The organism is Parabacteroides sp. AF19-14, from assembly GCF_003635485.1.
GTDB classification, from domain to species: Bacteria; Bacteroidota; Bacteroidia; order Bacteroidales; family Tannerellaceae; genus Parabacteroides; species Parabacteroides distasonis.
The window spans coordinates 318,163-341,246 of the sequence record NZ_QTMJ01000002.1 but is presented as its reverse complement, the minus strand read 5'-3'; the positions used below and the strand labels follow the sequence as shown (position 1 = coordinate 341,246).

The following is a 23,084-nucleotide window of genomic DNA, read 5'->3' as shown; positions in this document are numbered from 1 at the left end:
CGGGTAAAATTAATAAGTTATGAGACTAAAGAATATACTATTTACGATAGCTGCCACGACATGGCTATTCTCTTCTTGCTCAGAGGAGACATTGGTTGACGGGCCTGTTATAAGTGGAGGAGAGGAGGCTACGATATCGGCTACTTTGTCCATAAATAGTGTGGAGACAAAGGCTGCTGCGAACTATGAATTTCCACAGGATGATGCCGAAAAGAAAATCAATAACTATGTGATAGCGGTTTTTGATCCGGAAAAAGCGAAAGTGGTTGGTTTAAGCTATGGTGAGCCGGATGCGAAGGAATCGTTTGAGGTAGAAGTCGTGGCTAAATGTTACGGGGAAAAACAGCCGATATTGACACTCGTTAATTTACCGAGTGTTCAATGGGAAGCTTGTAAGGCTTATACGACATATCAGCAATTCAAGGATTTGGCGGTAGAGCAAGCAGGAAGTTTCAAATCCTCTGAATTGATAAAAATCGCGGAACAGTCTGAAACTCTAAATAAAGGTCAAATCAATAAATTTGATATCAAAGTGGATCAGTTGGTTGCACGCATTGATGTTTCGTGGAAATTTTCTGCTGGAGAAGAAGCTTCTTTCGATGTTTCCTCATTTAAAATAACAGGGATCAACCCGGAGTCAGACGTGGTTTTACCTGCGGGAGGCACCGTTTGTACGAATAGTAAAAAGAATAAATCAATGACTAGCTCATGGGATAAAACGGAGGAAGGCTGTATCAGCAGCTTCTCTTTTTATACTTATGAGAAAGCTACTGAAGGTTCTCCTATTGTAATCGAGATAACAGGCGTGTTAAAGGAAAGCGCTATGGATGAGGGGATGGCTCGGACTTTTAAGTATGAGTTGAATCCGGTGCGAAAGGCTGGAGTGTGTGAAACTACCGGTCTGGTTCATGGAAACTTATATAAGTTAGAAGGAACATTTGATTTGAAAGAGCGCAATATGAAATGGGCTTATAGTATAGTGGATTGGGTACCAAGAACGACGGATGTGAATGTGGAGACAGGAAATTATTTGTTAGTTACGCCGTTGAAGATTACGATGCCAAATGAAAGAGTGAATACAGATATAACATTCCAGTCCTCCTCTCATGCGAGAGTGGATGTTGCAGATATTAAAGTTTATGTGAAAGATCAGTTAGTCTCCACGCCTAGTGGCCTTGCGATTTCCTGCTCTGGTATGAGTGGATCTATAACGATTATAAGTCCTATACCGACAAACTTTGTTCCTCGGATAATTAAGTTTACGGTTCGTAATGACAATGGTTTGTCTTCTCCCGAAATAACAGTTTATCAATATCCTCCATTGTATATAACGCAACATCAGTCAGGAAATAGACCCGGAAGTGGTTGGAGTAATACATCTATGTTTATATTTAATACATTGGTCGCTAATTATTCAGACTTGCCTTATCCTCCAGTGAAAAGTAAGTATAATCGTGAAGGTTATGCAACGAAAAGGATAGAGTTTACGGACTATGTTCGGAGTGCGATTACTGGATATCCAATGGTTGATGAGAATGGGTGTACGATTGACTCCGATGAGAATAATAGACGGGTCTCTCCTCGTTTTATGCTGGCTTCGCAACATGGAACAAATGGTCCAGACGGTTATGATAGCAGACAAAAATATTGTAAAGATTATACAGAGTTGGACGATAAAACAAAAGTGGAATATTCAGATTGGCGGATGCCGACTAAAGCTGAATTATATATGATTGATGTTCTTCAAAACTTGAAAGAGAGCTCTGTGACAAGCATTTTAGGAGGGCATTGGTATTGGAGTGCGCAACGTTATTCTGCTATTAAAACGATGGACTATCCTGTAAATAATTCTGGTTATAATGAAAAAAAAGCTGCGGTTCGTTGTGTACGTGATGTGAAAGATGGAGAAATGAATTAAATGTGAAACATTATAAACTATAAGAATGATGAAAAATTTAATATACATATTCTCAGTAATATTTCTGGCATTATTCTCTTGTCAAGAGGATATATTGGAGCAATCAATAGAGAATAAAGATAGCGGTGATTTTGCTGTAGTCAATTTCTCATTGACTGTACCGGATTATTCTGTGAAAACAAAAACAGCGGCAGATGGCGTGAGTAGTTTATCTTTAATGACTTTTGATGAGGAGAACGTTTTCCTTGGAAAGGTAGATGTCTCTGCGAATTTGACAAGTGGAACTGCTAGGGTTCCAAAAGCGACTAAGTATATTCACTTTATTTGTAATTATAATTGGAGTGGATTTAACGAAGAAGCAAATAAAGGAAAAAACGAAGGAGAGGTTATAGCCCCTTTGGAAACAAGTGAGCTTACTTTTTGGGGAAGGACAGAAGTTTCTGATTTTAGCCAAACGGTCAGTGTAAGTTTGTTACGTAATTACGCAAAGGTAACAGTAAGTGTCAATGCCGGCGTGCAGGGCTTCACCATAGGAGGATATGGGGTGTATCACTACGCATCAAAAGGAACGGTGGCACCCTATAATGAGAACGGTGATAACACTTTTGACCGTAATGATAATGAGGTTTTGACTTTGCCGGTTTCTATGAACTATTCGGAAGGTTCAGACTTTGATACGAATGAAAAATATCTGTTCGAATCCTCTAACACAAGTGATAATACTACCTATGTGATCATTCAAAATGGCTCTAATGGCAGATATTACAAAATACATCTATTAAATTCAGAGAAGAAAGCTTATAAGATTGAACGAAATTTTAATTATAGCATTATAATCAAAGGATTTACAGGTGAGAGCAATAGTGGTGCCGAATCATTGGAGGATGCGAAGAAGAGCGCTCCTTCTAATGACTTGTATGCGGAGATATTGAAAGAATCCCCAATTATTTCAGACGCGAATGGAAATCGTTTGGTGGTGGATAAACTGATTCATCTATTTACATCATCTTCAAATTTAAGTGTACAAGCCAATTACTATCCCAATGGATTGTCTACGGCAAATAATACGGACATGAGCGTTTCCATATTGGAAGATCAGGGAAATATCTTATCGAACTTGAATATAACGAACGGGTTAATAACCGCAAAGGTCGCTCACGTGGAAAAGGGAAGTCAAACGGCGAAGATTCGAGTGAGCAAAGGTGTCTTGTCCCGGGAGATAACTGTCATTGCTTCTGAGATGTATACATTTAATCCATATACGCCCCTAATCTATTATGCGGGCAAAGATCAGAAAATCGACTTGTCATTCACTATTCCTTCAGACTATCCGAGTTTCCCGGTAGAGTGTAAGATTCATGCTACGAAACTTTATCCCGTGGGTGATGATCAGAATATGTTGATCGTATATGAGGATAATACGTATTATTATATCTATGAAGCCGTGTCTTCTGGTCCTCAAACCGTGTCGTTTAAAACGAGTGTCGATAACAGCAATGGAATTGTGACTATAGAAAATGAGAATTTTCAGACAGCTAATATAAATGTAAAGAGCACGAAGGATTTCCCGATAAATGGATCTGCATCATATTATCGTAATAATTGGGGGTGGAACTGGGGCTCTGTAGGTAAGAATTCGCGGATTTCATACGCTATCGATGGAGGAATATCTGGAAATATATCAGCCACGGATGATGAGGGTAGTTATTCTATGGCAAGCTCTATTTTGGAGAAAGTTGACGATAATGCGACAATAACGTTCTCTTATAAAAATAGTAAAGATTATACGGTCTCGATGTCTGTAAGTGATTACAAGAAGAATCCGAATATCAATTTATTACCGGCAATGACTGGTTCTATAGAATATGGATATTATTGGGGGTGGAGCTGGGAGAGTGAGGGATATCCTCCTACTGTAAGTTGTTTGAATGGTAGCATGTCTTGTAGCAATGGAAAGTATACTTATACGTATTACGGTAATCCCAGCAAGGGTATGACAGTTAATATTACATATAATAAAAACGGAAATACCTATAGAGCTAATCCTTCCATAGAAGATTTAGCCGAAGGTTCTGATATTCGATTGGCAAGATAATGGGTTCCCATCCATCATGTGAATGACGGATGCGGGGAGCGTGCAGCACACAATGGATTGAATTTGTTTTACACGTAGGCTGCACCTCCTCCCCGGCCCTTTACCTCATATAGCATTCGTGCTTTATCGATGCCATTCATTCCGTAAGAAGATGGGCGGCATCGCTTTCTTCATTTGCCGATGACGTTAACTTACTTGCCCCATGCAGTTAACTTGCTTTGGTCTGATATCAAAGGTTCTTGCGTAAAAAATTGCGCAACCCTTTGTTTATTAAAAAAAAGGCTCTATCTTTGCAGCCCGAATAAGTATGCGAATAATAATAAATAATATAGAAAGATGAAAAGAACATTCCAACCTTCCAACAGAAAAAGAAAGAACAAGCATGGCTTCCGTTCAAGAATGGCTACCGCTAATGGCCGTAGAGTATTAGCTTCTCGTCGTGCTAAAGGCAGAGCTAAATTAACGGTATCTGACGAATACAACGGATAATTAGTCACGTTCTAAAGATTTATAAAGAAAGTAGAGGTTTTTTCCTAAAAAGCCTTTACTTTCTTTGTTTTTGTAGTATTGCTCTGGTGGATATTGGTCTATATGCCGTTTTTTTTCTACTTTTGAACCGCCTACAAATACATACGTGAAATGAGTAACTTTTTTGTAAAACTGATAAAGAATCCGTTTGTCATCAATCTCTTGTTGGTGATAGTCGTGTCGTGCGGCGTTGTTTATGGCGTACTGGCGTGGCTGGATTCTTATACCCGCCATAATCAAGCGGTGGTCGTTCCGGACGTGAAAGGAATGAAGCTAGAGGACGCCGCCGAGTTTTTCGGGAATAATAAGCTACGCTATAACGTGATCGATTCCGTATTCTCGAAAGATGTGGCTCCGGGCTCCATCGTGGAGTTGGTTCCCGGTGTCGGATCGAAGGTGAAAGAGGGGCGGATCGTCTTTGTTACGATTAACGCGTTGACCTCCCAGATGGCCGTGATACCGGAGGTGGAAGACTTATCTTTCCGTCAGGCGTATGCCTTGCTGCGGGCCCGTGGCTTCTCGTCGGTCGAGATAGAGTATGTGCCGGGCGATTATAAAGATTTGGCGATGGGGGTGGAGTTAAACGGGCGTACCTTGCTCAAAGGGGAACATGTACCGTTGACCGCTCATCTGGTATTGAAAGTAAGCAGTGGCGATCCGAATATGCTTCCCGACTCATTGGCATTGGATAGTATTCCGGTAGAACCATTGGATAGTGATATAGAAAACTGGTTTTAAGGGAATGGACGAGTTTTTGGACGATATGGATGATGAACAGGTAGACGACCTGTTGATGCCGGAAGAAGACGAAACATCGTCGAGCCAGATGTATGAGCATTTCCGCTTCGTAGCGGACAAGGGGCAATCCCTGCTCCGGGTGGATAAGTTCTTGGTAGACCGTATGATGGGCGCTACCCGTAACCGCATCCAATTGGCGGCTGAGGCGGGTTGTATCTTGGTGAACGATAAGCCGGTGAAAAGTAATTACCGGGTGAAACCTTTGGATGTGGTTTCTATCGTGATGGATCGCCCACGCCGGGAACTGGAGATTATCCCCGAAGATATCCCTTTGAATATAGTATATGAGGACGATGATTTGCTGGTGGTGAATAAGCCGGCAGGCTTGGTCGTACATCCCGGTCATGGTAATTATACCGGTACGTTGGTGAATGCCTTGGCTTATTATTTGAAGGATGATCCCTATTATGATCCTTCCGATCCTCGTTTAGGCTTGGTACACCGTATCGATAAGGATACGTCGGGCTTATTGGTGGTGGCTAAACGCCCGGAGGCCAAGAGTAACCTAAGCCTGCAGTTCTTCAACAAGACAACCAAACGTAAATACCGTGCCTTGGTATGGGGCATCGTTCAAGAGGATGAGGGGCGTATCGAGGGAAATATCGGTCGTGACCCTCGTGACCGTATGCAAATGACCGTCTTCCCGGAAGGCGATCAAGGCAAGACCGCCGTCACCCATTACACCGTGTTGGAACGCTTGGGCTACGTGAGCTTGGTGGAGTGCCGTCTGGAGACGGGGCGCACGCACCAGATCCGTGTACATATGAAATATATCGGTCATACGCTTTTCAACGATGAGCGGTATGGCGGACATGATATCTTGAAAGGAACAACTTTTACTAAATATAAACAGTTCGTGCAAAACTGTTTCGCTATTTGTCCACGTCAGGCCTTGCATGCTAAGACGTTGGGGTTCGTTCATCCTACTACGGGAGAGGAGATGTTTTTCGATTCTGAGATTCCTTCCGATATGCAGCAGCTGATCGACAGATGGCGTGTATACGCGAACACTAAAGAATTGTAAAAATGAAAAAGAACATCGCTATCGTAGCAGGGGGAGATTCCTCCGAGATCGTTATTTCATTAAAAAGTGCGGACGGAATCTACTCTTTTATTGATAAAGACAAATATAATTTATATATTGCCATCGTTAAGAGGGATGAGTGGGCGGTTATACTTCCTAGCGGGGAACATACACCAATTGATAAGAATGATTTTAGCTTCAAGGAGAATGGCGTGACGAGGCATTTTGACTTCGCTTATATAACGATACACGGTACTCCGGGCGAGGACGGACGTTTACAAGGATATTTCGATATGATCGGTATGCCTTACTCGTCTTGCGGGATGCTGGTGAGCGCTTTGACATTCAATAAATACGTATGCAATCATTACTTGAAAGACTTTGGTGTAAAAATTGCCGCATCCATTCATTTATTCAAGGGAGAGACTATTACGGACGAAGAAGTCGTGACTCGTTTGGGTTTGCCTATTTTCGTGAAACCAAACGATGGGGGTAGTAGTTTCGGCGTGACGAAGGTGAAAGAGCTCTCCGCTATCCAGCCCGCTATCGCTAAGGCGTTTGGGGAAGGACGTGAGGTGATTCTCGAGAGCTTTATCGATGGAACGGAAGTGACATGCGGTTGCTATAAGGTGGAGGGTAAAGAGGTTGTATTTCCTTTGACCGAAGTGGTTACGGATAACGAATTCTTCGATTTCGACGCAAAGTATAACGGGCAGGTGGACGAGATCACTCCGGCCCGTATCTCCGCCGAGTTGACGGAGTTGATACAGCGCAAGACATCAAGGATCTACGATATATTGGGCGCCAAAGGACTGATTCGTGTGGATTATATTATTCCGGCAGACGGGGAGCCTGTCTTACTGGAAATAAACACGACACCGGGAATGACGGCTACCAGCTTTATCCCACAGCAAGTACGTGCGGCGGGATTGGATATAAAGGATGTCATGACAGACATTATTGAAGACGAACTCAAAAACAGAAAAACAAAATGAATAGATATGGATACAGAAACAGTTTCCCCTAATTTCGACGACATCCGTCCGCTGAACAACAGTGAGGTGAAGGACGCGATTGAAAAATTGGTCGCCAATGAGGATTTCGAGCGGGCTTTACGTTACATAAAGCCGAATTTGAATTGGGAGGAATTCTCAGTTGCCATGCGTGCTTGCAAGACGAAGGAGGAGTTTAAATCTACTCTGGCCTATGACGCTGTAATGACGGTGGCGAAAAATACTACTTTCTCGCTTACTATCTCAGGGCGTAGCCGTCTGCCGAAAGATAAGGCGGCCTGTACGTTTATCTCGAACCATAGGGATATCGTATTGGATGCCTCCTTCTTGAATGTCATGTTATATGATGTGGGGTATGGTATGACGCAGGTCGCTATCGGCGACAATCTTTTAATCCGTCCGTGGATCGAGACATTGGTACGCTTGAACAATAGCTTTATTGTGAAGCGTGGTGTTTCTGTTCGTCAGATGTTGGAGGTCAGCAAGACGCTTTCCGCCTATATCCATCATGCGATCAAGAATGTGAACGAGTCTGTATGGATCGCCCAGCGTGAGGGACGTGCCAAGGACTCGGACGATCGTACGCAGGGTAGCGTATTGAAGATGTTGAGTATCGGCGGCGATAAGGATAATCTGTTGTTGAATTTGATGGACTTGAATATCGTACCGGTCGCTATCTCCTACGAGTTTGATCCTTGCGATTTCTTGAAGGCGAAAGAATTCCAGATGAAGCGGGATGATCCGGATTACGTGAAATGTCAGCGGGATGATTTGTTGAGCATGGAAACGGGTATCCTGAATAATAAGGGTCGTGTCCACTTCACGATCACTTCCCCGATCAATGATTCCTTGGCTAAACTGGACAAGGATATGGAGAAGAATGAGCTGGTAAGCGCTATTGCGTCCGTTATTGACCGGGAGATCTATAAGAACTATCGTTTCTATCCGTGCAATTACGTGGCGTATGACTTACTGAACGGCACTCGTCGTTTCCAAGAACATTATGGTCCGAAGGATAAGAAGCAATTCGAGGAATACTTGCAAGGACAATTGGATAAGATCGTCCTTCCGAACAAGGATGAGGCGTTCTTACGTAAGAAGATCTTAGAGATGTACTCCAATCCGCTGAAAAATTATCTGACAACTTTATAAGCGGCCTTTATCGGCTATGCGTAGCGGTTCGTACTTGATCCGCCCTTGATCCCCTCCTTTCCGGCGAGCATGCCACCTTCGGGTGGCAGCCGCCGGAAAGGAGGGATTATCTTTTTTGCAGGAATTCGTCCAAGGATTCCTCTTTCTGCAATCCAAGTTTCTTGCGGATACGGCTGCGTCCGGAGTTGACGCTGGGACGGGAGATGCCCAAGGCCAACGAGATCTCGTCCGTGCTCTGCTTCAGGTAGATCAGCATGCAGAGCAGTTCGTCGGATTTGGTCAGTTCCGGGAAGTCCTTACGCAAGCCGGGCAGGAAGCGAGGGTACAGGGCAGCGAAGGATTGGCGGAACCGCAACTCGTCCTCGCCGCTCAGCAAGGAGGGGTTGAGCTTCTGGCGTACGCTGTCGATCACCTCGTTATGGGCGGCTTGCTCCAGCTCGGCGCTCAGTCGCTCATTGCGGCGGTTCAGTTCTTGTTGGGTAGCGAGGAGATTATCCAGCCGTTGACGCTGGATCTCCCGCTCACGTTGGTGAAGCCGGCGACGTTGGAGTGCGTAGACAATGATCCCGGTCAGCAGGCAAATGGCTAGGATCAGGATGACGCGCGTATAAACGAGCGAACGTTCCTTCAAGGCCACTTCGGCGGATAAGGCCCGATTCTCCTGCTCCTTCCGTCCGGTCTCGTAGCGTACGTTGGCACCAATGGCGTACCGCTGTTTCTCCGCCAGTTGCAACGAGTCGTGTATCTCCTTGTATTCCGGGTAGATCTCAGCCATCTTGTCTCCCTTCTTTTGTTGGGCGTAAAGGTTGAGCAAATGCCGTCCGGTCCAATCCATCATATCGTTCGCCTCGTATTTCTTGTAGAGAGCGTAGGCCTCTTCCATCAGGGGGAAGCCTTTTTCCGGCTTTCCGTCGCGTACGAGGCAGGCCCCCAGCATGAATTTGAAAAGATCTTGATACCCCGCGGAGATCGCTTCTTCCTCTTCTATCAATTCCTTGTACCCTTCGAGGGCGGCAGGGATAGAGTCGGGCACATATTCGTAGTAATAATTGTAAAGTATGTTTTTGGCGGCGAGGACATAGGCGTTCTCTTTCAGCTCCTCCCCTCTCTTTAAGGCCTGCCGTGCGTAATATAAGGTAGAGTCGTGCTGTTCCAGCTCCCAGAATATCCCGGCTTTCATCCGGTAGAGGTCGCTGATGGTAAAACTATCCAACTGGAGGGAGTAGTCGATGGAGCGTGAGATGGCCTCCATAGCCTTGTCGTACAATCCGAGGTCGCTATAGGTGGAGGAGAGGTCGGCGAAGGTGTAGACGAAACCCCGGTTGAGCTTCTCGGGGTGGGCTACGCACCAGTCCATGGCTTCCTGTATGACTTCCACCTCTTTTTCCCGCATTCCCTTGCGGCGGTAATAATGGCCGAGGGTAGAGAGCAGGTCGGCCGGATCGTCGGCGGCATCGGGGTGGAGGCGATAGACGGCGAGGGCCCTTTCTTGCACACGGATCGCATCCAAAGGGTCGCGGCGGAATTTATAGAGCGTGTTGGCTACCGCTTGGGCGATACGGATCTCTAGCCACGGGTCGTCGGAAGGGGGAAGAGCGGCGAGGCTGTCGGCGAGGCGCAAGGCCTCCTCCCGGTTGTCGCGGTCGTTGAGCTGCCGGAGTATCTCCTTGGTATCGGGCGGAAGCTGCCGGGAGAGGGAGCCGTCCGCGGGAGGCGTGTCGTGCCGGCAAGCGAGGGTGGCTAGCGAGAGGAGGGTGGCTAGCAGGAAATGCGTGATGTCTCTCATCTGCGTAGGATTTTATGGTTTATCGCGAATATACGCCGTTTTTCATGGAAAATAGCGTGTCCCGGGGTATAAATCGATTGAATCATCTATTGGTTTTTTATCCGTCCGAAGGCCCGGCGGCGTACCTTTGACTTGTCCGTACCACCGGTGCCCCGAGCGGCGTGTCAATTAAATTGATGATCGCATTTCGTGCGGATAAGGCCGTTGTTGAGGACTTGTTGAGCGGATTGCTCAAAAAAGAATTCGTCGTATAAGGATAGGAATGGTTTCCTTTGAGAAACAAAAACGAAGTAGTAATGGAAGGGTCATACTTACGGATTTTGATGATGTGCGGGATGCTGGCGCTCCTCCTCTGCGGGGGCTGCTGGGTGTTCGCATGGAAGCATCTGCGCCGGCGGATCGACGAGCGGTTCGACGTACTGTCGGAACACTTGGAGCGTCACGCCGCCGAGTGCCCGATACGGAAGGAGCACCTGCTGGCCTCGTGCCTTCCCGCCGATCCGGAGCGAAAAGGGAACGGATCGTTCCACCGATCGTTCCGGGCATCGTATCCGGGTTTCCTGCCGACGCTTAGGGAGCGGGTGCCGGGGATCACGCCGGCGGAGGAAACGCTTTGCATGCTGATCAAGATGAACCTGAGCAACCGGGAGATCGCCGACAAGATGTCTATCTCCATCGGAAGCTTGCACACCACCCGCTACCGGCTGAAACAGAAGATGCCGCCGGAGGCCGCCAAGGGCATGGACGAATGGGTACGGGCGATCGAATAGGGTCATGGGGAGGCGAACTCCCTACATTATAATATAGAGTATACACCTTTATCTAAGAAGAATCAGTATGAGAAGAGAATCTTTATTTTTCGGTATTTTGACGCTGGTGGTGTCGGCCTTCCTCACGGGATGTTCCGACGACGACACGGAAGTGTACGTCCCCCAGCGTGTGGCGGAGTTCAACCTCTCCGACGAGTCGGACGGCAATCGGCTGTTCATCATCCATCCGTGGGAGGGCGAGATCGCCATCCCGGTGCACGATGATCGTATCCGCGACTTCGAGTTCAGCGGCAAGTATTTCGATTGGGAGATGAGGCAGGGGGCCGAGAGCCGCTTCCTCGTGCTCAACCTCAAGAAGGAGGTGGAGCGTAAGCCTTTCCTCGAGAAGATCGCCCTGCGGGGGATCGCCAGCAAGTCGGGGGAGGCGGCGACGGACACGCTCTTCCTCGTGTCGCAACCCAAGCTGGAAAGCTCAGCGTCGGATAACGCCCCGAGCTATATGCACAACGTGGGCAAGACGGTGAACACGGCGGGCGATATCTTCGCCGCCCCTAGCGAGCCTTTCCTAGATTTCGACCTGATGTACGGCACGGAGGCTTTCGTGAAGACCCCCCACGCCGAGTCGTGGGGACGGGAACGCTCCGGCGTGGACTACGAGGAGATGGTGGACAACATGTGGCAGGAGCTCGGCATCTCGGTGAGCAGCCTCGGCTTCACGAACCAAGGCGCTCCTACGCCTACGAGGTCGAAACTCTTCTCTGGCTCCTTCGACCAGCGGTTCCAGCATAACCAGACCTCGTCCAACCGCTTCGAGTATCACGTGGACGTGCATGTCAAGCCGATGGTGGAGCTGCATATGGCCACCGCCATCTATACCTCCGCCAGCAATCCCGACGTCTTCCTGCCGTTCCTCACCACGACCGCCTCGCGCTTGCTGAACGAAACCAATAGCGACCTCTACAAGCGATACGGCAACACGCAGAAGGGCATCTACGATCTATACGACACCTACGGCACCCACGTGCTGGTGGGCGGTGTCTTCGGCGGGAGCTATACCTATATCTACAGCCGGAAGGAGAACCTCTATTACGACGAGACGGTGTTCGCCGCCGAGGCGGAGCTTTCCGCCAAGTCGTCGTCGCCGGCGGGAGAGAACGAGAACTGGCTCCAGACCTACTACCGCGTGATGGGTACCCACGGCGGCAAGATCGGCGCCGGGGGCGGCTATACGAAGTCGGAGCTGAACGAGCATATGTCCGAGGAGAGCATCATGATCATCACCGGCGGCAACGCCTCCGTGGACTTCGAGAGCTGGGACAAGTCCATCGCCGACGAGAACAGCAACCTCCACCTCGTAAGCTACGGCCCGAGGGGCGATACCACCCGTTGCTTCCTGGTCCCCCTGTATTACCTGACGAAGAACTACGCGCGGCAAGATGCGCTGAAGAAATATCTGGACTCCTACGTGGAGGCGCGTTCGAAGCTGGCCAAGAAACCGCAGCTGATCCTGGCCGACTTCATGATGCGTACCGGGAAGGACAATCACGGGGATCCCGCCGGACAACGTGTCTTCACCGGGCCGGACGGCAAGGAACGCATCTACAGTCCGTTGGTGCTGAATACCAAGGGACCGAACGACTCGCGGATCGGCAAGATGCTCGATACCTCGGCCCACGAGTACCTCGACGTGGGGGATAACGCCGACCAGCTCTGGTGGGTAGCCCTCGACTTCAAGGACGAGTGCCGCCCCATCTACCACATGCGCTTCATGAAGGAGGACGACGCCCGCAAGCACGGCTTCGAACCGCGGGGGCAGGATGCCGAATCGGGAATGATGTGGGACGCGATCGATAACCATTACGTTTGCTTGAAGTTCTCGCCCGACGACAGCCATAAGGAACCGGTCACCGGTGTGGGCATCGCCCGCAAGGGGAAGAGCGATGACCTATACTACGTGATCGCCACCTCGCCCGGTACCGACATGACGCTTCCTTACTCCATCGACGAGCAATTCCCGGCCTATTGGGGAAGCAAGGAGTATAAATTGAAGAGCGAGAACCCGCCGTACCGCTTCGGGGTGGACCAAGAGAACGACTTGAACGAGGGAGACAGTTGGTTCGGCCGCAACAAAGCCACCAACCATGAGCAATGGATCTTCCCGGTCTACACCACCAAGCCGTTGGACTGGCCGATCCGGTTTACGAAAGCGACGGACTAGCGAAATGCCTCGGAAACGATCCCTACGACCGTAGCCATCCCTCCCGAGGCCTCCGGAACGATCCCCACGACCGTAACGGCCCCTCCCGAAGCCTCGGGAGTGATCCCTATGGTCGTAGTGGCCTCTCCCGAGGCGTCCGGAGCGATCCTTACGACCATAGCGGTCCTTTCCGATGTCTCGGGAGCGATTTCGATGCCCGTAGGCGTTATTTGGGAGGGAAATCGATGATTATCAAAGGAATTATCTTATATTTGTAGGAGCCTTAAATCGGAAGACAAGAGGAAAGTATTAACGAAAAAACAACAAACAGTATGAGTTTAGCGAAACAAATCGGATCGGTAGCGAAGACCGCATTGACCAACGCCGGCCACATGAGTATGAACAACGAGATCTACGCCCGTATCTCGGACGCGACCGCGGCCGCCCTCCATCTGGAGGCCTTCGCCCCGGGTTACAAGGAATGCATCGACCGGGAGGCGGAGTGCGTGAACCGCGTCACCAAGAGCGCCTCTACCGCCCAGCTGGAGGCGAAAGACAAGGAGCGCGACAAGACCCTCCAGTTCATCTACTCCATGAACGGCTCCTATAAGGTATGCCCCGACGAGACCCTGCGTACCTCCGCCCTGCTGGTAGACAGCGTGCTGCGGGCCTACGACAAGATCTACGCCAAGGCCTACGCCGAGGAGACCGCCCTGATCGACGGCCTGCTACTCGACTTCGCCAAGGCCGACGTATCGGAAGCCCTCAAGACCCTCCGCCTCGACACCTACGTGGCCCAGTTGAAAACCTTGAACGATGCCTACAAGGCTCTCGACATCACCCGCACCGACGAGTACTCCGCCCGTGTGAAGACCGATACCACCAAGGCCCGCAAGGCGACCGACGAGACCCTCGACCTCATCATCCAGCGTGTCAACGCCTATGCCGTGCTCGAGCCTACCGAGGCCATCAACGCCTTCATCGACACCGTGAACCAGATCTTCCGCAAGTATAAGAACCTCATCGCCGCCAAGGGAGGTCCCACCAGCCCCTCCAAGTCCGACGACAAGCCTTATCCCACACCCGACCCTGCGCCCGACCCCGAGAACCCCGGCGGCGATAGCGAGAGCCCGGACGAGATCTGAGCCTAGCAAATTGTCAAACACTTAAAATCGAATCCATATGAACGAATTTTATCTTTCTAGAAAGATATCCGCGCGGCTCTCCCTCCGGGCCGCCGTGCGGATGTTCTGTATCCTGACGCTGGCCCTATGGGGGCCGGCAATGGCAGGAGCGCAAGCGCAGACACAGCCGCTTGACGTGGCTAGTACTAGTATTACTGATAAACTAACTCTCACCTATAAACTGAAACCCAACAGCTCGACCGATTACGCTTGGTTTTACAAGGTCGGGACTAATGGCACCGAGACCGAGTTCTCCGGTACGCTGACGGGCACGAACGCAAACTGGCAGCAGGGCGCGATCGATATCAAAAGCGAGAAAGCGATAGCCGACGCGAATAATCTTGACAGCTACCCGATCCTAAAATTGGATGGGCTAAACCTGACCTCCACTACTGCCGACGGCTCATTATTTTATCTGGAGGGCAGTAAACCGTTCTGTATCCAAGCGACAGGCAACTCTGCCAGTAACCTGAAAGCGAAAAAGGATGTGATTAATAACTACCAAGGATGCATCCTGCTTCTGGATGGTGGCACCGCCGGATTGAATATCGCCGCGGAAGGAACTGGATCATATGGAATATATCTGTACTCTACTAGTTCTGCTATAAATACCACCATCAAAGGCAAGATAACTGTCACGGCGGAAGCTGTTGCTGTGTTTCTAGACAATTGGGGTGCTTTCTCGGCTACCGAAGACGCGAAAGTAACGGTTTCTTCGGAAGATAAAGATGGAGACGCAATTTATGGAAGCTCTAGAGTGAAATCCCCCTTCCTCCAATGGCAGTTCGCCACCGCCCCAACGAGTGGCCAGACGCTCGAGGTGAAAAACGCCAGCGGCCAATCGTTCGATCCCGTTATCCAATTCACCACCGACGGTAAAAAGAAGGGTTTCGCCATCAACGTCACAAAGAACACCGGCTACACCCTTTGGCTGGGCAACGAACAACTGATGGATTCGAAAGGAACAACCGTCTTTACGGCAACGGAAGATAAATTAGTCTCCTTCTCAGGCATGACGACTCTCCCCGCCGACTGGCCCGGGTACGCCAAATTAGCCAATGTCGGCCCGACTGGCACCGATGTCGCCGTCTCCGGCACTACCTACACCGTCAAGACCGCCTGCGGCCTCGCGTGGATCGCTTGGGTGACGAATAACGGGAAGACAATCGCCGATGCCGATAAAACCTATACCGATTCCTATCCCGCCTCCGAGGGCTTCAAGGACTGTACGGTTACGCTTGCGGACGATATCTCGCTGGCGAAACCTGCCCAAGGCGTGGCGAGCGGCTTCGAGGCTAATTGGATACCGATAGGGACTTATAAAGGCTTCGATGCACGTTACTACTTTCAAGGCACCTTCGATGGTGGCGGCCATACGATTACCGGAATGACGATCTCCTCGGCCTCGTTTTACTATATCGGCCTTTTCGGTTATCTGTATGGAGCGACCGTGCGGAATCTGACGATGGCAGGATCTGACAATATTAATTTGACAACTATTGCTAATGCTCAAGACACCGCTTACTATCTTGGCTGCGTGGCAGGTTATGTAAAGAATGGAAAAATCATCAATTGCCATAATCAATGCAAGGTTAGTTTTTCTGTGACCGGCAATTCTGGGTCTCTCGGTGGAATTGCCGGTTACTCTGAAGGTTCGGTGATTAGCGCTTGTTCAAACAGGGGAGCTGTCACTATGACCGGAAAGATGGGTCGTGGTGGTGGAATCGTAGCGACTAATAATGGCTCTTCTATCGTTTCCTGTTTCAATACGGAGGATATCCGTGTTACTGCTACCGGTTCTGGTTCTAGCGATGCCGCATATGCGGGCGGTATCGGAGCCTATAGTAGCGGTAATTGTAGCATATCGCACTGCTATTCGACAGGGTGGATAATCGCTAAATCTTCCGCTGCTAATGCTTATTCCGGCGGCATTGCCGGACTATCTGAGAAAACGACGATTGAATCTTGTTTTGCCACAGGCGCTGTTTCTGCAGGATCAAACAGCGACAGCCGGATAGCTGCCGCAGGTGGTATTGTGGGGCAAGCTTTTGCTGGAAACATTAATATAACGATAAAGAATTGCCTCGCCTTAACTACCGCCGGCGTGAAAGCCTTAGGAAATACGTCGGATAAACAGGCCGGTCGGATTCTCGGATCTGATTCACCTACTAATAAAGTTACCCTTCTCGACAACTACGCCAGCACCATGATCCAACTGACGATAGGAGATAATACGCCAGCCGTCCCTACCGATAACATAGGTAGCGATAAGGCAAACGGTGCCGACACTTACCTCGATGATGTCGCCGCCGAGATCGCCGCTTGGGCAGGCCCCGAAAATACACAAGCCTTCACCGCCATCGGTACCGCCGAGAACGGCCTGCTCCCGCAACTGAAAGCTATTGCCGGCTATGGCGCTGACGGTCTGCCTACAGCTTACGCGAGTACTATTATCCCCGGCCAGTCCGGCTTGTCGTCTGCCTCCTATCTGAGGTCCTTGTTGTCACTGCCCTTGTCTTCTAGCGATACGATGACCTTCATGCTCTTCTACTCCAACAACAAATGGAGTTATAAAAAGGGAGCCGGAACGGAGACCCGTTTCAACGGCAAAATATCGTCACCCCCAGGCCCTTCCGCCAACAAGCTCATCGTCGCCACCGCTACTGGCAACCCGACGCTGACGTTGAATTACGTAACGATACGCCCGACCGACGGTGCTGCCTTGACCGTCAACGAAGGTTGCGATCTGACAATTGCTCAGACCGGTTCGATCCTCGGCTCGTCCGGTGCCTCTACCTTGATTAATAAAGGCACCTTGAGGCTGTCGGGCAGCAGCTTCCGCATTGAAAACAGCAGCTCGTCCGATATGCATTACTGCCTCGATAACTCCGGCACCTTCAGCGTGCTTGATCCGGTAAATGGCTATACCACTTTCCATTGTGCCCACACCGCTATCCATAACACCGGTACCCTTACCAATGCTTGGATGGAATGTCTGTTCACGGATGAGGCGGGAGATGCTGGCGCTACGATAAGGTTTCTGCCTCGCTCATCCCAGCCCATCGAAGTAAAACGCTACAACAAGACCTTAGCCACTACCGTTACGGCGGGCGAGGAGTATAAGCTCTGGGAGATGAAAGCTAGTACGTTTATCCCGCAGAAAGGCCTCGATAGCGAAGGCACGGCAATCGATCGCTTCCCTGCTCCCGAGGCGGATGGTAGGGTAACGACCTTTACGGAGGTGAGTGATTGGAAAGAGGTCGAGATCTCCGGCAATCAGAATCTCTCCGAGGCCGGCCTGTCACAGAGTGTCATCGTTAAATCCGATGGCGTGCTTACCGTCGATATCGAGAATGCGTCCGTCTTTGAGTTGACATTGGAGGAGGGTGCGCAGGTCGTGACAACGAATGCGCTGAAGGTGTCCAAGACTTTCAAAACCAACCGTTCGCTGAATAACAAATGGACGACCTTCGGTAGCCCTATCGAATTGACAGCCTCTGCGGAATATGGTAGTGGGCTAATCCTTTATGCCGCCACCGGCTACACCGCTAAGGAGGCCGTTGCCCAAGGTTGGGAAGAGGTCTCTGTCCTTAACGGGAAAAGGGTCGATCTCACCGCCGGTAGCCCCTATCTGTTGGCCGCCGACGCAGCCTTGACTCGGGTAACCTTTAGCCAAACAGCCTCCGACGCACCGATCGAGATACCGGCTACGGCTACGGTCGCTTCTGGCGATGCCCTCGAGAACGGCGTGTTCCTCTTCCGGACGAACCCGAATCTCGCCAACCTTACGCTCCGTGGTATCTACGTGCTCAATGCCGAGGGTACCCGCTTCGACCTTCAGGAGGCGGATTATGTGCTGAAGCCTTTCGAGGCATACATCACCGCCAATGCCGTCACCCGCTCGCTGGTTCGTAGCGTGGGTGTGTGCGATGGCTCCGTGGTGACCGCCAACGAGATCGCTACCGCTACCGCCGCTGTCCGTATCTGGGCCGCCGACGGTGCGCTGCATGTCTATTCCGGGGAGGCCGCCGCGCTTACCGTGGTACGCTCCGACGGACGTACCGTCTACGCCGCCTCTATCGCCCCCGGCGATACCCGCTTGGCTTTGCCTTCCGGTATTTACATGGTTCGAATCAATAACATCACTTATAAAATAGCGCTTTGATATGAAACAATATACTAGTTTATGGCTCGTATGCCTGCTGGCGGTCTTCTCGATGACCGCCCGGGCGCAGGAAGGGATCGAGACGAAGGCCCGTCCCGACTACCCCGCTCTTCCTTTCATGTTGACTTTCGAGGCTCCCGCGGAAGGATCTGCCTCCTTATCGATCTCGGCGGACGGTGAGACCCTCACATCCCCTACGACCTTGCATTCCGGCACCGAGGTGACGATTACCGTCACCCCCGCCGACGGCTACCGAATGGCTTCCGGTTACCCGAAGGTTTACCGCACGGGTACGCCCTCCGAAACGGTACCGGCTACGTTTAAGCCCGATGCCAGTAGCGGTATCGCCTACCTCTACACCTTCACCATGCCGGACTTCCCGGTCACGGTAGAGGTGGAGTACGAGAAGATCCAGTCCACCGTCACCTTCGCCAACCCGGCGAACGGTACGCTTACCTTGAGTACCGCCGATGCTCCGGGTAGTTCGATTGTTTCCGGCGGCGAGGTCGCCTCCGGTACGAAGGTGACGATTGCCGCCACCCCCAACAAAGGCTACCAAATGGTGTTCGGCTCCTTGAAGGTATCCGGGAAGGTCGGGGATAAAACCAATACTGTTCCGTTGCAGAAAGAGAAAGATGGTACGACCTACTTCTTGATGCCGGCCTATACGGTGGAGGCTGAGGTGAAATTTGAGCCTATCCTCGTGGCTCTGTCCTCGGAAGCCCGTTTGAGTTCCCTATCGTATAAGGAAGGAAGTGGGGAGGTTACCCCGCTTCCCGGTTTTCTTGCCTCTACGATGAAATATGAGGTGCTGCTCCCAAATTCCACCCAGAAATCGGCTACCCTCACCTTATCCGGCCAGCTGGTCGATGCGAAGGCTGAGCTGCTCGTGAATGGATCGCCTGTTTCCGTAGAACCGACAGGATCGTTCACGGCTACCGTATCGCTCGAGAGTGGATCGGCCAAGGCTACCTTGGTCGTTACCGCCGAGGATGGACAGACCAAGCGTACGTATGAGGTAAACTTCACGGTACTTCCCGAGTCGGAATATTACGTCAAGATCCTGCAGCCGGAAGGCGGTACGATCTCCGTTTCTTATACAAAAGAGGGTAAGGAAGTGAGCGTGAAATCCGGCGATGCCGTACCCGTTGGTACTGAGTTGAGCTTGGCACATACGGCCTTGCCAAAGTACGAATTCGTGAGTTACAAAGTGAATGATGACCCGCTAGCATCTGGGAATATTACCGTCTCCGGTACCGACGACTTGACGATAACCGCTGCCTTTACGCAGGAATCTTCCGTGACTCCGGAAGAGATCGCTACGATCGGTACGCCGGCCGTTCCCAAGGAAAAGGAAGGGCAGGAGGGAACGAATGTTCCAACGGATGATAACCCGATCGTGATCATCCCCGATGCCGTATCCCTGCCATCGGATACGGAACTCTCCAGCCTCCGCTTGGTGAAGGAAGATATAGAAGACCCAGCGAAAAAGGCTGAGATTGAAGAGAAAGCGAAAGCTGCCGCCCAAGATGCGGGTATCGCTCCTGATGCCCCGAAGATCGTGATGGAAGTGACCTTGGTTAAGGTGACGACCACGATTTCCGCTACCGACGCATCCACCACTACCGCCGTAACTCCCGTGCAGCCCTCCGATATCGTGACGGTACGTATCCCGTATCCGGAAGGCGTAAATAAAACCCAACATGATATCGTGATTATCCACCTCCGCTCGGACGGCGTGGTAGACGTGTATTCCGAGGGTAATAACAATTTGACATTAGAGGATGATTATATGGAGATCTCCGTTGCCAGCTTCAGCCCGTTCGTGGTAAGCTATACGCCCAAATCTGGGCCGGTGGATCCCGATTATCCTGACACACCCGACACCCCGGATACCCCGACATCGAATGCCTCGGTAGAGGGAGGCATAGCGGTTTGGACCTCTGCCAACGCCCTCCATATCCGTGCGGATCGTCCGGCTGAGGCATGGGTTGTCGGCCTGTCGGGTGCTAGTCGTGCCCGGTTCGCGGTCGTTCCCGGCGAGACAAGACGCGCTCTTCCTGCGGGAGTCTATCTTGTCCGAATAGCTGACCAGACCTATAAGGTACGGATACGGAACTAAGCGTTGTTTGTTTGACGTGAGAGGGATGTCCTTGTTTCTCCTTGGGGAGAGCGGGGCATCCCTTCTTTTTTGTGAATATGTTTCTTAACATACATACCCGTAATCAATTGGTTAGCCGCAAATGCTTATCTTTGAGCTATCCCGATGCAAACGCTTACAATATGCTAGTCATTTAAACTCAATTATAGTATGAAACCGGAAGATTACATTACCAGAGAGGAGAAGTATGGTGCCCACAACTACCATCCTCTGCCGGTCGTTCTCAGAAGAGGCGAAGGCGTGTTCGTGTGGGACGTGGAAGGAAAACGTTATTTTGATTTCTTGTCCGGCTATTCTGCCTTGAGCCAAGGACATTGCCATCCTAAGATCGTGAAGGCCCTGATGGAGCAGGCGGAGAAGCTTACGCTCGTATCCCGTGCTTTTCATGCGGATATACTGGGTGAGTACATGGAATTTACCTGTAAGTTTTTCGGATATGATAAGCTCTTGCCGATGAATACGGGGGCCGAGGCGGTAGAGACGGCCTTGAAGCTTTGCCGCCGTTGGGGATACCGTAAGAAAGGGGTCGCTCCGGAGCGTGCGAAGATCGTGGTTTGTAGCGAGAATTTCCACGGACGTACGATCACGATTATCTCCATGAGCACCGATCCTAGTTCCTACGCCGATTTCGGCCCTTATACGCCCGGATTTATAAAGATACCCTATAATAAGGTGGATGCCTTGGCCGAGGCCTTGAAAGATCCCGATGTAGTAGGCTTCTTGGTGGAACCGATCCAAGGTGAGGCCGGGGTCGTGGTGCCCGACGATGGTTATCTGCGGGCTTGCTATGATCTTTGCCATCAGCATAATGTGTTGTTTATCGCGGATGAGATACAGACAGGTATCGGTCGTACCGGTAAGCTATTGGCTTGCGATTACGAGGGGATTCGTCCGGACATCTTGATCTTGGGAAAGGCGTTGTCCGGTGGGGTCAGTCCGGTCTCGGCGGTATTGGCGGACGATGAGATCATGCTTACGATCGCTCCGGGAGAGCACGGTTCTACGTATGGTGGAAATCCGTTGGCGGCAAAGGTAGCTATCGCCGCCTTGGAGGTGGTACGTGACGAGCATTTGTCGGAGAACGCTTTCAAGATGGGTGAATTGTTCCGTAGCGAGATCGAGAAGATCGATAATCCGATGATTAAGAAAGTACGGGGTAAAGGCTTGCTGAACGCTGTCGTGACGGAACCTAAAGATGGGAAGACGGCATGGGACATCTGTTTGGCGTTGAAGGAAAACGGCTTGATAGCCAAGCCTACCCACGATCATATCATCCGCTTCACACCTCCTTTGGTGATTACTGAGGAGCAAATGATGGAAGCTATTGGTATCATACGAGATACATTCGCTAAATTCTAAGGTATGAAAATAAATGTAATAGGCGTTCCCTTGAACTTGGGATGTGATCGGGAGGGCGTAGAGCGTGCCCCGAATCACCTCCGGGAACGGGGATTGATGGGAGTGATCCGGAAGAACGGGCATAAAGCCTTTGATTTGGGTAATTTGTATGTACCCCCTGTTAGCGAGGCGGATAAGTTCGTACGGGGTAACAGCATGAAATATCTGGATGCGATCGTGGAGGTGAATACGAATCTGGCGGAGTTGGTTTATGATACATTGCGTGGAGGAGCGTTCCCCTTGGTGATTGGCGGGGATCATTCGCTGGGTTTAGGTAGCGCCTCGGGCGTGGGTAAATGTTATGATGATTTCGGCATTATCTGGCTGGACGCTCATGGGGATATCAATACCAGCGAGACTTCTCCCAGTGGTAATATCCACGGGATGCCTCTTAGCGCATTGATGGGGATGGGAAGCGAGGAGCTGGTGAATGTCTACGCACCCGGGAACAAGGTGAACCCGCAGAACGTATTCTTGGTCGGGACCCGCAGTCTGGATGAGGGCGAGTGGGATTTGATCGAGCGGGAGAAGCTGAGTGTCTATACGATGGAGACGATCCATCTGAAAGGTATCGGCTTCGTTGCGGAGGACATCAAGCGGAAATTGAAGGAACGGAAGATCCGCAACGTGCATTTCAGCATAGACGTGGATAGCATAGACCCCCGTTTCGCCCCGGGCACGGGAACCCGTGTGTGTGAGGGACTGATGCCGGATGAGTTTAATAACTTCGTGGATCATATGCTATCGACAAACTTGATTAAATCGATGGATCTGGTAGAGCTGAATCCGGAATTGGATGTGAACGAGCAGACTACAAGCCTTTGTCTGCAGATCATTGATTATATTACCGCCCGTCTATAAGGAATCTAAATTCTATGGTTTATGATAAGAGTGT

General features: G+C 50.5%; 16 protein-coding genes. 14 read left to right on the top strand and 2 right to left on the bottom strand.

All coding sequences use genetic code 11. From position 1 onward, the window contains the following. The first annotated feature begins 19 nt into the window (after window positions 1-19). From DWX33_RS03110 to DWX33_RS03080, 7 genes are all read left to right on the top strand, one after another. Complete coding sequence (locus tag DWX33_RS03110) at window positions 20-1,918, top strand: fimbrial protein (protein WP_122379826.1); 1,899 nt, start codon at window positions 20-22, stop codon at window positions 1,916-1,918. Window positions 1,919-1,946: 28 nt separating this feature from the next. After that, window positions 1,947-4,013 (top strand): hypothetical protein, encoded by a 2,067-nt coding sequence (locus DWX33_RS03105; protein WP_158595280.1) that lies wholly within the window; start codon window positions 1,947-1,949, stop codon window positions 4,011-4,013. Between the two features lie 336 nt (window positions 4,014-4,349). Then, window positions 4,350-4,502, top strand: a complete 153-nt coding sequence (gene rpmH / locus DWX33_RS03100; protein ID WP_005633099.1) for a 50S ribosomal protein L34 — start codon at window positions 4,350-4,352, stop codon at window positions 4,500-4,502. A gap of 150 nt (window positions 4,503-4,652) precedes the next feature. Next, window positions 4,653-5,279 carry a PASTA domain-containing protein gene (locus tag DWX33_RS03095; protein WP_005861027.1) on the top strand — a complete coding sequence of 209 codons (627 nt, stop codon included), beginning with the start codon at window positions 4,653-4,655 and terminating at the stop codon, window positions 5,277-5,279. 4 nt (window positions 5,280-5,283) lie between these two features. After that, window positions 5,284-6,363, top strand: coding sequence for an RluA family pseudouridine synthase (locus tag DWX33_RS03090; RefSeq protein WP_005861030.1), 1,080 nt, complete (start codon window positions 5,284-5,286; stop codon window positions 6,361-6,363). A gap of 2 nt (window positions 6,364-6,365) precedes the next feature. After that, window positions 6,366-7,358: a D-alanine--D-alanine ligase gene (locus DWX33_RS03085; protein ID WP_005866609.1), complete on the top strand. Its 993-nt coding sequence runs from the start codon at window positions 6,366-6,368 to the stop codon at window positions 7,356-7,358. A 6-nt stretch (window positions 7,359-7,364) separates the two neighbouring features. Beyond that, on the top strand, window positions 7,365-8,528 hold the full coding sequence (locus tag DWX33_RS03080) for a 1-acyl-sn-glycerol-3-phosphate acyltransferase (protein ID WP_009018407.1): 1,164 nt from the start codon (window positions 7,365-7,367) through the stop codon (window positions 8,526-8,528). 106 nt (window positions 8,529-8,634) lie between these two features. On the opposite strand, the gene DWX33_RS03075 is transcribed toward DWX33_RS03080, so the two are convergent. Next, window positions 8,635-10,149 carry a hypothetical protein gene (locus tag DWX33_RS03075; protein ID WP_233570109.1) on the bottom strand — a complete coding sequence of 505 codons (1,515 nt, stop codon included), beginning with the start codon at window positions 10,147-10,149 and terminating at the stop codon, window positions 8,635-8,637. A gap of 461 nt (window positions 10,150-10,610) precedes the next feature. On the opposite strand from DWX33_RS03075, the gene DWX33_RS03070 reads away from it, so the two are divergent. Beyond that, window positions 10,611-11,084: a helix-turn-helix transcriptional regulator gene (locus DWX33_RS03070; RefSeq protein ID WP_005866615.1), complete on the top strand. Its 474-nt coding sequence runs from the start codon at window positions 10,611-10,613 to the stop codon at window positions 11,082-11,084. A 67-nt stretch (window positions 11,085-11,151) separates the two neighbouring features. Next, the gene (locus DWX33_RS03065; RefSeq protein WP_122379823.1) at window positions 11,152-13,302 is read left to right on the top strand and encodes an MAC/perforin domain-containing protein; all 2,151 of its coding nucleotides are present in this window, start codon (window positions 11,152-11,154) and stop codon (window positions 13,300-13,302) included. On the opposite strand, the gene DWX33_RS22335 is transcribed toward DWX33_RS03065, so the two are convergent. After that, window positions 13,299-13,460, bottom strand: coding sequence for a hypothetical protein (locus DWX33_RS22335; RefSeq protein WP_158595279.1), 162 nt, complete (start codon window positions 13,458-13,460; stop codon window positions 13,299-13,301). The two genes, DWX33_RS03065 and DWX33_RS22335, sit on opposite strands and share 4 nt — an antisense overlap. 153 nt (window positions 13,461-13,613) lie before the next feature. Between DWX33_RS22335 and DWX33_RS03060 the strand changes: the two genes are divergently transcribed. The 5 genes from DWX33_RS03060 (at window position 13,614) to rocF (ending at window position 23,050) form a co-directional block, all read left to right on the top strand. Next, the gene (locus tag DWX33_RS03060) at window positions 13,614-14,426 is read left to right on the top strand and encodes a DUF6261 family protein (protein ID WP_122379822.1); all 813 of its coding nucleotides are present in this window, start codon (window positions 13,614-13,616) and stop codon (window positions 14,424-14,426) included. 37 nt (window positions 14,427-14,463) lie between these two features. Continuing rightward, complete coding sequence (locus DWX33_RS03055) at window positions 14,464-18,630, top strand: hypothetical protein (protein WP_122379821.1); 4,167 nt, start codon at window positions 14,464-14,466, stop codon at window positions 18,628-18,630. 1 nt (window position 18,631) lies between these two features. Continuing rightward, window positions 18,632-20,752 carry a cadherin-like beta sandwich domain-containing protein gene (locus DWX33_RS03050; protein WP_122379820.1) on the top strand — a complete coding sequence of 707 codons (2,121 nt, stop codon included), beginning with the start codon at window positions 18,632-18,634 and terminating at the stop codon, window positions 20,750-20,752. 189 nt (window positions 20,753-20,941) lie between these two features. Continuing rightward, entirely contained in the window at window positions 20,942-22,150 is a 1,209-nt protein-coding gene (gene rocD / locus DWX33_RS03045) for an ornithine--oxo-acid transaminase (protein ID WP_122379819.1), read from the top strand. A gap of 3 nt (window positions 22,151-22,153) precedes the next feature. After that, entirely contained in the window at window positions 22,154-23,050 is an 897-nt protein-coding gene (gene rocF, locus DWX33_RS03040) for an arginase (protein WP_036615376.1), read from the top strand. The last annotated feature ends 34 nt before the right edge of the window (window positions 23,051-23,084 follow it).

Bases quoted from the DNA above. Each gene is read 5' to 3' on its own strand.
- DWX33_RS03110 (WP_122379826.1), top strand. From the start codon at position 20: ATGAGACTAAAGAATATACTATTTACGATAGCTGCCACGACATGGCTA.
- DWX33_RS03105 (WP_158595280.1), top strand. From the start codon at position 1,947: ATGAAAAATTTAATATACATATTCTCAGTAATATTTCTGGCATTATTC.
- rpmH (WP_005633099.1), top strand. From the start codon at position 4,350: ATGAAAAGAACATTCCAACCTTCCAACAGAAAAAGAAAGAACAAGCAT.
- DWX33_RS03095 (WP_005861027.1), top strand. From the start codon at position 4,653: ATGAGTAACTTTTTTGTAAAACTGATAAAGAATCCGTTTGTCATCAAT.
- DWX33_RS03090 (WP_005861030.1), top strand. From the start codon at position 5,284: ATGGACGAGTTTTTGGACGATATGGATGATGAACAGGTAGACGACCTG.
- DWX33_RS03085 (WP_005866609.1), top strand. From the start codon at position 6,366: ATGAAAAAGAACATCGCTATCGTAGCAGGGGGAGATTCCTCCGAGATC.
- DWX33_RS03080 (WP_009018407.1), top strand. From the start codon at position 7,365: ATGGATACAGAAACAGTTTCCCCTAATTTCGACGACATCCGTCCGCTG.
- DWX33_RS03070 (WP_005866615.1), top strand. From the start codon at position 10,611: ATGGAAGGGTCATACTTACGGATTTTGATGATGTGCGGGATGCTGGCG.
- DWX33_RS03065 (WP_122379823.1), top strand. From the start codon at position 11,152: ATGAGAAGAGAATCTTTATTTTTCGGTATTTTGACGCTGGTGGTGTCG.
- DWX33_RS22335 (WP_158595279.1), bottom strand. From the start codon at position 13,460: ATGGTCGTAAGGATCGCTCCGGACGCCTCGGGAGAGGCCACTACGACC.
- DWX33_RS03060 (WP_122379822.1), top strand. From the start codon at position 13,614: ATGAGTTTAGCGAAACAAATCGGATCGGTAGCGAAGACCGCATTGACC.
- DWX33_RS03055 (WP_122379821.1), top strand. From the start codon at position 14,464: ATGAACGAATTTTATCTTTCTAGAAAGATATCCGCGCGGCTCTCCCTC.
- DWX33_RS03050 (WP_122379820.1), top strand. From the start codon at position 18,632: ATGAAACAATATACTAGTTTATGGCTCGTATGCCTGCTGGCGGTCTTC.
- rocD (WP_122379819.1), top strand. From the start codon at position 20,942: ATGAAACCGGAAGATTACATTACCAGAGAGGAGAAGTATGGTGCCCAC.
- rocF (WP_036615376.1), top strand. From the start codon at position 22,154: ATGAAAATAAATGTAATAGGCGTTCCCTTGAACTTGGGATGTGATCGG.